A 9,134-nucleotide genomic window follows, 5' to 3' on the forward strand; every position below is an offset into this window, starting at 1 on the left:
GAGCACGGAACTGATGTCGAAGCGGATGCTCCTCGGGAGCTTCTGACCCGCGCCCCCCGGCGGCGGGCCGCCCCCGCGGCCCGCCCGGGGTCACTCGCCGCGGAGCAGGCCGGCCACGGCCCGCGAACTCTCGAAGTGGTTCATCACGATCACGCTCACCACCGTCAGCGGCACCGCCAGGAACATCCCGGGGATGCCCCAGAGGAGCCCCCAGAACGCGAGCGCGGCCAGCAGCACGAGCGGGCTCAGGCCGACCGCGTTGCCGATCATCGTCGGCTCCACGACGGCCGCCGACGCCGCGTGGCAGCACATCAGCAGCACCGCGACCGCGACCGGCTCCCAGCTCATGCCGAACCACAGGAACCCGAACCCGACCGGGAGGCTGTACGCGACCACCGGGCCGATGTACGGGATGAAGTTGCACAGGAACGTGAGGAGCGCCCAGAGGGTCGCGAACTTGACCCCGAACGCCCACAGGATCAGCCCGACGGGCACCGCCAGGATCAGGCTCGACCGCACCTTCACCCGCAGGTAGCTGACGATCGCCGAACTCACCTGCCCGGCGATCTGGAGGATCTCCTCGGCCCGCTCCGGGGGGTACGCCCGCCGCACCCGGTCCGGGAACCGCGACCCCTCGAGCAGCAGGAACAGCAGGTACATCGCGATCACGACCGCCTCGACCAGGGTGCCGGCCGCGAGGCTGATCATCACCCCGGTCGCCTGGGAGAGGTGCGACCCGATCCGGGCCAGGGGCACCTCGGACGGCTTGAGCGCCGCCGCCCACCCGGGCAGGTTCCCCAGCGCCCCCTCGGCCGCGTGCAGCAGCTCCCCGGCCCGGGCGTGCAGGTGCGGGACGTCCTCGCTCAGCCCGAGCAGGCTGACGTACACGACCAGCGCCAGCCCGAACAGGACCCCGGCCGTCGCCCCGGCGAGGACCCCGATCGACGCCGCGCCGCCGATGTGGTGCCGGAGGCGGCTGTGGTACGGCAGCAGGATGTACGCGAGGAACACGGCCACCAGGAGCGGGCGGACGACGGGCGCGAGCTGCTGGAGCAGGAACCACCCCGCCGCGCCCGCGACCAGCACGTGCGCGACGGTCGCGATGGCCGTCGCCGTCGTCGGGTCGCGCCACCGCGGGAACTGCCGCCGCTCGGGCGGGTCGACGGGGGGCGGCGGGGCGTGCGGGTGGGACATCGAAAACCCTTTCGGCCGGTTCCGGGACCAGGTCCGGCCATGCTACCGGAACGGGGCCGGCCGGGCCACGCCGCCGGTGCCGCCCGCGGGGCGCGTGACCTACTCCGCGAACGACACGACCGCCTGCTGCGTGGTCGGGGGGAGCGGGTGGAACGCGCTGCGGGCGAACCCGGCGTCGCGGAACACCCGCTCGTACTCCGCGAACGTGTACGCGTCGCCGCGGGCGGTCGTCGCCAGCATCGTCAGGGCGAACGCGGCCGTCGGGGGCGGGGTCACCCGGTCCGGGTCGGGGACGAACTCGAGCGTCACCGCCCGGCCGCCCGGGGCCAGCGCCGCCCTGGCTTTCTTCGCCAGGAGCGTGCAGGTCGGCAGGTCGAAGTGGTGCAAGAAGTTCGTGAGCAGCACCGCGTCGTAGGGGCCGCCCCAGTCCACGTCGAACGCGCTGCCGGGCAGGAGCGCGTGGCGGTCGGCCACGCCCGCGGCCCGCGCGTTCTCGGCCGCGACCGCCAGGACCTTCGCCCAGTCGAGGGCCGTCACGTGCGCCCGCGGGTACTTCTGGGCGACGGCGATGCCGAACGCCCCGTGCCCGGCGGCGACGTCGAGCACCCGCAGCGGTTGCTGGGGGTCGCCGCCGACGTGGCCCGCAAGCAGCTGCGCCGGCAGGTGCATCATCGGGGCCATCGACCGGGCGAACGCCACCCAGACCGGGTTGTCGTGCGACACCGTGCCCTCGGCGGACGTGGCCGTCCCGCCCTTCTTCACCGCGTCGGTCAGGTGCAGGAAGCACTCGCGCAGTTGCGGCGTCAGCAGGAACTCGACCGCCCCGCCCAGGTACGCGGGGGACGCGCGGTCGAGGAACGCGGCCGCGTCGCGCGTGAGTTCGTACCGGTCGCCGGCCTTGACGAGGAACCCGACGATAACAAGGTAATCGGCGAGGATGCGGACGCCCCGCGGGGCCGCGCCGCACGCGGCGGCGAGGTCGTCGGCCGTCCGGCGGCCGGCGGCGACGTGCGAGAACAGGTCGAGTTCGATGGCGGCCCGCAGCGCCTCGGTCCGCTGGTAGCCGTTGAGGGTGTCGAAGCACAGGGCGGGGGACGGGCCGGTCGGGGTCATGTGCGTCCTGGTCACGGGTCGCGGGCGAGGGCCGTCATTGTATCTGGCGGCCCGCGGCGGGTGCCCCCGTTGATTCGGGCCGCTGGCCCGGCGAACCCTGGGCGCCGGCGATGGGGTGCGCCCCACCCCTTCGCCGGCGCCCAGGGTTCGCACAATTCGGGAGCCGCACCCCCGCGGCGGCCCCGTTCCAATCCGCACTCCCCCGCCCGGCGTGTGCTATAGAATTCACGTGCCTCGCAAGTTGGCGATACTCCCCCCGAAGAGTAAACCTTCAACCGACGCACCGGCGCACCCGGGCCGGTGGTCTCCCCCACCGGCTACTCTCCTACTCTCCCGGACTTCCCGCCCATGGGAATCCCAGCGACCACGCCCGAGTTCCTCGACCTGCTCGGCCAGAGCCGGCTCCTCGACCCCGGGACCGCCGCCCGGTACGCCGGGGGCGCGCCCGACGCCCACAAACTGGCCGAGGCGCTGGTCCGGGACGGGCTCCTGACCCCGTTCCAGGCGGACCAGCTCCTCCAGGGGAAGTGGAAGGGGTTCTTCATCGGCCGGTACAAGGTGCTGGCGATGCTCGGCGCGGGCGGCATGGGGAAGGTGTTCCTGTGCGAGCACCCCGGGATGCGCCGCCAGGTCGCCATCAAGGTGCTCCCGCCCAAGATGGCGAGCAACCCGGAGACCGTCGAGCGGTTCTACGCCGAGGCCCGGGCGATCGCCCGGCTCGACCACCGGAACATCGTCCACGCCTACGACGCCTCCGAGGACGGCGGGGTCCACTACCTCGTCATGGAGTACGTCAGGGGCGTCACCCTCGAGGACTGCGTGAAGCGCGAGGGGCCGCTCGGGGCCACGCGGGCCACCGACTACATGCGGCAGTCGGCCCTCGGGCTCCAGCACGCCTACGAGTCCGGGATCGTCCACCGCGACATCAAGCCCTCGAACCTGCTCGTCACCGACACCGGGGTGGTGAAGATCCTCGACCTCGGGCTGGCCCAGTTCTTCGAGGGCGGCCCCCGCGAGGGCGGGGCCGGCCGCTCCGGCGAGGTCATGGGGACCGTGGACTACATGGCCCCCGAGCAGGCGCTCGACAGCGGGCCGGTCGACATCCGGGCCGACCTGTACTCGCTGGGCGCGACGTTCTACTACGCCCTGACCGGCCGGTCCCCGTTCGAGGGGGCGACGACCACGCAGAAGCTCCTGATGCACCAGGTCCGCGACCCGGACCCGGTCAACAAGTTCCGCCCGGACCTGCCGCCCGAGCTCGTCGCGGTCCTCACCCGGATGATGGCGAAGGACCCGGCCCAGCGGTTCCAGACGCCGGACGAACTGCTCGCGGTGCTGCCCGTCCCGTCGATCGAGACCCTCGCCGACGTCACCCGGTCCACCGCGGACACGACCCCCGAGGCGGGGCCGTTCGAGCCGGCCCCGTTCGCGCCCCCGCACGAGGACGCGCCCGTGCGGCCGGCCCCGCGGCCGGCCCCCGCGCGGCGGCCCGGCGCGGGGCGGAAGGTGGCGGTGATCGGGGGGCTGTGCCTCCTGTCCGCGGCGGCGGGCGTGCTGGCGACCGCGTGGCCGTTCGAGGCGCCCGCCCCGCCCGACCCGGTCGACGCGGCCCCACCGGTCACCGCCCCCGCGCCGCCCCGGCAACCGCCGCCGCCGCCCGCCCGCCCCGTGTTCCTGTCGGACGTCCGCGAGGAAGAGTCGTCGGTCGGGCACGGCACGTTCGGCCGGGCCGGCTCGCTGGGGTTCGACAACCGCAGGATCACCGTCCGCGGCACCACCATCGCGCAGGGGCTCGGGATGCACCCGCCGTCGGACGGCGCGGCCCGCGCCCGGTACAACATCGGCGGCCACTTCAGGACCCTCACCGGGGCGGTCGCGATCAACGACACCGGGGCGGGGAAGACCCAGACCCCGGTCGTGTTCGCCGTGAAGGGCGACGGCCGGCTCCTGTGGGAGTCGGCGCCCACCACGAAGAACCAGCAGCAGCCGTTCGCCGTCGATCTGAACGGCATCCACCGCCTGGAGCTGGAGGTCCGGTGCCCCGGGGGCAGCCGGGACGCGCACGCCGTGTGGTGCGACCCCAAACTGCACCGCGCCGTGGTGACGCTGGGCGACCTCGACCTGGCCCAGGGGATCGACGCGGACGGGTACGTCCGGACGTGGCTCGTCCTCGCCCCGGTCCCGCACCCGAACGGCGTCGGCATCGCGCAGGCCGTGGACCGCCCGTTCCTGAAGGACGAGGGGAAGCTCGAACCGGTCGAGGGGGCGAAGGTCAAGGTCGAGGGCCGCGACCTGATGTGGGAGCGGGTGCGGGCCGACACCTACTACTTCGATCTCGCGGGGGCCGACGGCTCGACCAACAACTGCACCGCGTACGCGGTCGCGTACGTCGCGGCCCCGGGCGAGGTCAAGGACGTTCACGTCCGCATCGGCAGCGACGACGGGGCGAAGGTGTACCTGAACGCCAAGGAGGTCGGCAAGTTCACCAGCGACCGCGGGATCAACCGGGACCAGTCCACGTTCGGGGGCGTCACGCTCAAGAAGGGCGTGAACGTGATCGTGTTCAAGGTGTGCAACGGCCACGGCGACTGGGCCGGGGCGCTGCGGCTCACGGACGCCTCGGGCACGCCGATCCCCAACCTGAAGGTGCAACTGTCGAAGTGACCGGGCCGCGCCCGCGAGCGGAAGGGGAGGGATTCGAACCCTCGAACGTCTTGCGACGTTGCCGGTTTTCAAGACCGGTGCAATCGACCACTCTGCCACCCTTCCCGAGAGGCCATTCTCGCACGCCGGGCTCCCCCCGCCAAGTCCTGTTGCCTGTCGGAGGCCGGTCACCGGGCCGGCCTTGGAAGAAGTGATGCACGACGTACTCGAACGGCTCGACAACGAGAAGCCGTAAGCCGAGCGGCGACCAGCTACGCAGCGGCCTGGGGCCCCGTGGCGATCGTGAAGGGGTTCGCCGCCGCTGCTACGGCCACCGTTCCAACCCCCAACTCCGGCCGCCCGTCGGCCGTGCTGCTCGTGTGACCAGCGCTCTCGGGCACGTCCCACGGCTTGTAGCCCGGGGACCTCAACTGCCGGGACCGTTGAATGGTCTGGTGGATCAGGACCCGGACGGCGGCCCCTTCCTCTGCAAGCAACCGGGCCTCGTCCCGCAGGGCACGGGCCCGGCGGATGAGCGGATCGCAATCCGCGGGGTCGAGCGGTGGCGACACGATGTACTCCCCCGGCGCCTGTTGTGGAGATCATCCGATTGGTAGACCAGCGCGGACGCCGGCCCACCGTGCTGCCCCCGGATGTCGCGTTCTCCCGACGGTCCTGAAACGGCTCCCGACGGACCCGACGGGGCAAACGCAGCGGCCAGGGGCAACCCGGGCCGTGTTCGTTGGCGAGCTACTTACTCCTCTACCCGCACCTCGTCCCACGCCGGCACCGCATGGCCGCTCACCACGTCGCCGCGGTGCCGGATCAGGCTTCCTCGTCGTCCTCGTCGTCCTCGTCGTCCTCGTCGTCCTCGTCCTCGTCGTCCTCGTCCTCGCCGTCGTCCTCATCGGGTTCCGCCTCTGGTGGCACCCGGTACGCCAGCGTCAGCAGGAGGAACACCCATGCCGCGGTGCCGCATGTCATCAGAATCACAGCAGCGTCAACCTCCTGCTGGTTCTTGAGATCAGCGTAGAGCAAGACCACCCCCAGCATCCCGGCCGCGAGGGTTGCGAGCCACAACGGACCCAGGAACAGGATTCGCGACCGGCCGATGATTGTCGCCGTCACGGCTCCGATGAGTGGGCCAACGATGAGCAGACTGTACATCAGGTAGCCGACCGCATTCAAATGCTTGTGAGCCATCTTCGGCCCTTCGAGCTATTCCCCGCCGCTCGGGACCGGTAGCATCCACTACCGCGACGGGCTGTTTCGGGAGGTTTCGGGCGCTTTCGGGCAGTTCCAGCGAGCCGCTCCTTCCCGCATTGCTTCCTGGTGATCCTACAAGTCCTGTTGCGGGCCGACCTCCCGAACCCCTCGCGCGTGGAAACCGGGGAAAATGCGGGTCGCGCGGCGTAGGTGTGGTGCGAACTACGGCCCGAGGGTCCGGACACCATGACTGCCGCCCGCACCTGCGTTCCGCTCCTGTTGCTCGCCCTCGTGGTGCTCGGGCGGAACCCGCACGTTCCCGCCAGCGCCGACGACCCGCCCGCGAAGGCCGGTGCGGCCGCGCTCGGTGACGTCGCCGCGTTCGCCCGGAAGCACTGCCTCGCGTGCCACAACTCCAAGGACGTGCAGGGCGGGTTCGACGTCGAGGACCTCCTCAAGAGCGACTCCGTCGGCGCGAACCCGGCCGCGTGGCACTCCGTGCTCGAGCGGGTCGCGTCGCGCGACATGCCCCCGAAGAAGGTGAAGGTGCGGCCGACCGAGGCCGAGTTCCGCGCCGCCGAGGACCGGGTCCGCGACCAACTCACGGCCTTTGAGGCGCTCGCCGCGAGCAAGCGGCCCCGGCCCCTGCGGCGGCTCAACCGCGACGAGTACAACCGATCCATTCAACAGGTGTTCGGCCTGCCCGCGGTGCGACCGGCCGACAACTTCCCGCCCGACGACGCGGTGGACGGGTTCACCAACATCGGCGAAGGGCTCGGCCTGTCCGCCGTGCTGGTCGAGCAGTACCTCGCCGCCGGTCAGCAGGTCGCGCGTCTCGCACTCACCGACGGCCCGCAGCCCCCGAGCAAGGTGCGGCACTTCGCCCTCGGCAGCAAGGACTACGGCAGCACGTTCCGGGGCCACGACCCGGGCGGGGCGGTCCGCGAGGGGAAGTGGGTCGGCGACCACCTGTACGTCGTCTTCGACGCGCCAGCCGGTACCTACCGCGTGAGGCTCACGGCGGCCGCGAAGAACCTCGCCTCGCGGCCCGGGTACGTCCCGAACTTCCAGTACCGGGCCAACGGGCTCCTCGTGTTCCAGGCCGACGCGCCGGTGAAGGGCGAGGCGCTCGCGCAGGAGTTCGCGCTCGTCCTCCCGACCGGCGGGCACCTGGACTTCGACTTCCGCTGGGTCAACGGGTTCCCGGACAACAACGGGCTCCGGGCCAAGGGGCTCCGGCTCCCGGAGTGGACCGACAAGTACGCGAACGGCCGCACGGAGGTGTGGAACTACCTGCGGTTCGTGTACGAGCCCGAGAAGAAGAAGAACCCCGACACGCCGTACCCGTTCCCGTACCTCGAAGACGCCAAGCTCGAAGTCGAGGGGCCGCTGTTCCCCGACGGCTGGCCGGCGTCGCGGTTCCAGCGCGAGAACGCCGACGCGATCGCGCGGAAGGACGCGAGCGCCGTCGCCGCGTGGCTCCTCCCGCGGCTGTACCGCCGGCCCGCGAAGCCCGACGAACTGACCGAGTTCGCCGCGTTCGTCGCGAAGTCCGAGGCGGCGCTCGCCGAAGCGAAACCCGAGGCGGTCCCCAAGGAGAAACGCTTCGTCGAGGCGCTGCGGCTCGCGGTCCAGCGGGCGCTCGTGTCGCCGCACTTCCTGTTCCTGGTCGAGCCCGGCCCGGTCGGGCGGAAGCTCACCGACCACGAACTCGCCGCCCGCCTCTCGTACTTCCTCTGGGCCGCGCCGCCCGACGAGGAACTGGCCCGGCTCGCGGCCGAGGGGAAGCTGCGGCCGGCGCTCGCGGCCCAGACGAAGCGGGTGCTCGCCGACCCGCGGTCGCGGGCGTTCGTGGACCGGTTCACGACCGAGTGGCTCGGCCTCGACCGGCTCGCGTCGATCATGCCCGAGCCCGACCTGTACCCGCGGTTCGACGCGCAGGGGCTGCTGCGCCAGGACATGGCGGCCGAGCCGCGGGCGCTGGTCGCCCACCTCCTGGCCGCGAACGGGCCGCTGTTCGACCTGCTCGACGCCGACTACACGTTCCTCAACGACCGGCTCGCGGACCACTACCACCTGCCGTCGCTGTGGTCGATGTTCCCGGTGACGCGCGACGGGTTCGCGCCGGTCTCGGGCGGCGACTTCCGCAAGGTCGCGCTGCCGGACGGCCGCCGCGGCGGGCTCGTCACCACCGCCGCGTTCCTGGCGCTGACGAGCGAGAACAGCCGCACGTCGCCGGTCCGCCGCGGCGTGTGGGTGCTGGAGAAGCTGTTCAACCGCACGCCGCCCCCGCCGCCGCCGAACGTGGCCGGGGTGCTGCCCGACACGACCGCCGGCACCACGGCGGCCGAGAAGTTGAAGCTGCACCGCGACGCGCCGAACTGCGCCGGGTGCCACGCCCGGATCGACCCGTTCGGCCTGGCGCTGGAGAACTTCGACGCGATCGGCGAGTGGCGGGACCGCGAGCCCCCGCACATCGACCCGGCCAGCCCGGTCGCGAACCTGGCCGCCACCCGGGCGCGGCTCAAGCTCACGCAGTACCAGCCGCTGCCGACGTTCCCGATCGACACGACGTTCAGCCTCGGCGGGGTCGAGGGGCAGGGGGTGCCGGCGCTCAAGAAGTACCTCGCGGCGAACAGGGACAAGTTCGCCCGCGGGTTCAGCGAGAAGCTCGCGACCTACGCGCTCGGCCGCCGGACCCTGGTCACCGACGAGCCCGAACTGGCCCGCGTCCGCGAGGCGGCCCTCAAGGACGGCTTCCGGTTCCAGGCGCTGGTCCTGGCCCTCGTCGAGAGCCCGCTGTTCCAGACGCGCTGAGGACTCGCGGACAAGAGTAGCAGGCACACTCCGTGTGCCCTCGCTGAACCCCAGAACGGCACACGGAGTGTGCCTGCTACTTTCGGACCCCGGGGTTCTGTCCGATCGTGGCTGGCGGGCCGCCACGGAGGGCGGCCCCTACCAGACCTCTTGGTTCGTAG

6 protein-coding genes and 1 tRNA gene are annotated in these 9,134 nt (G+C 72.1%); 2 read left to right on the forward strand and 5 right to left on the reverse strand.

The window, feature by feature from the left end; genetic code table 11:
* Positions 1-90 precede the first annotated feature (90 nt).
* Both ACTIGN_RS13665 and ACTIGN_RS13670 read right to left on the reverse strand, forming a co-directional pair.
* Positions 91-1,194 carry an AI-2E family transporter gene (locus ACTIGN_RS13665; RefSeq protein WP_439624678.1) on the reverse strand — a complete coding sequence of 368 codons (1,104 nt, stop codon included), beginning with the start codon at positions 1,192-1,194 and terminating at the stop codon, positions 91-93.
* Positions 1,195-1,293: 99 nt separating this feature from the next.
* Positions 1,294-2,307, reverse strand: coding sequence for a methyltransferase (locus ACTIGN_RS13670; RefSeq protein ID WP_439624680.1), 1,014 nt, complete (start codon positions 2,305-2,307; stop codon positions 1,294-1,296).
* Positions 2,308-2,655: 348 nt separating this feature from the next.
* Here ACTIGN_RS13670 and ACTIGN_RS13675 point away from each other — a divergent pair, with 348 nt between their 5' ends.
* On the forward strand, positions 2,656-4,971 hold the full coding sequence (locus tag ACTIGN_RS13675; protein WP_439624682.1) for a protein kinase domain-containing protein: 2,316 nt from the start codon (positions 2,656-2,658) through the stop codon (positions 4,969-4,971).
* 18 nt (positions 4,972-4,989) lie between these two features.
* Here ACTIGN_RS13675 and ACTIGN_RS13680 read toward each other — a convergent pair.
* From ACTIGN_RS13680 to ACTIGN_RS13690, 3 genes are all read right to left on the reverse strand, one after another.
* Positions 4,990-5,076: transfer RNA gene (locus ACTIGN_RS13680), tRNA-Ser, on the reverse strand.
* A 146-nt stretch (positions 5,077-5,222) separates the two neighbouring features.
* The gene (locus tag ACTIGN_RS13685) at positions 5,223-5,522 is read right to left on the reverse strand and encodes a hypothetical protein (protein WP_439624684.1); all 300 of its coding nucleotides are present in this window, start codon (positions 5,520-5,522) and stop codon (positions 5,223-5,225) included.
* A gap of 253 nt (positions 5,523-5,775) precedes the next feature.
* Positions 5,776-6,153 (reverse strand): hypothetical protein, encoded by a 378-nt coding sequence (locus ACTIGN_RS13690; RefSeq protein ID WP_439624686.1) that lies wholly within the window; start codon positions 6,151-6,153, stop codon positions 5,776-5,778.
* Between the two features lie 249 nt (positions 6,154-6,402).
* On the opposite strand from ACTIGN_RS13690, the gene ACTIGN_RS13695 reads away from it, so the two are divergent.
* Positions 6,403-8,973 carry a DUF1592 domain-containing protein gene (locus tag ACTIGN_RS13695; protein WP_439624688.1) on the forward strand — a complete coding sequence of 857 codons (2,571 nt, stop codon included), beginning with the start codon at positions 6,403-6,405 and terminating at the stop codon, positions 8,971-8,973.
* Positions 8,974-9,134: the final 161 nt, after the last annotated feature.

This window comes from Gemmata sp. (assembly GCF_051859125.1).
Lineage (GTDB): Bacteria > Planctomycetota > Planctomycetia > Gemmatales > Gemmataceae > Gemmata.

Bases quoted from the DNA above. Each gene is read 5' to 3' on its own strand.
- ACTIGN_RS13665 (WP_439624678.1), bottom strand. From the start codon at position 1,194: ATGTCCCACCCGCACGCCCCGCCGCCCCCCGTCGACCCGCCCGAGCGG.
- ACTIGN_RS13670 (WP_439624680.1), bottom strand. From the start codon at position 2,307: ATGACCCCGACCGGCCCGTCCCCCGCCCTGTGCTTCGACACCCTCAAC.
- ACTIGN_RS13675 (WP_439624682.1), top strand. From the start codon at position 2,656: ATGGGAATCCCAGCGACCACGCCCGAGTTCCTCGACCTGCTCGGCCAG.
- ACTIGN_RS13690 (WP_439624686.1), bottom strand. From the start codon at position 6,153: ATGGCTCACAAGCATTTGAATGCGGTCGGCTACCTGATGTACAGTCTG.
- ACTIGN_RS13695 (WP_439624688.1), top strand. From the start codon at position 6,403: ATGACTGCCGCCCGCACCTGCGTTCCGCTCCTGTTGCTCGCCCTCGTG.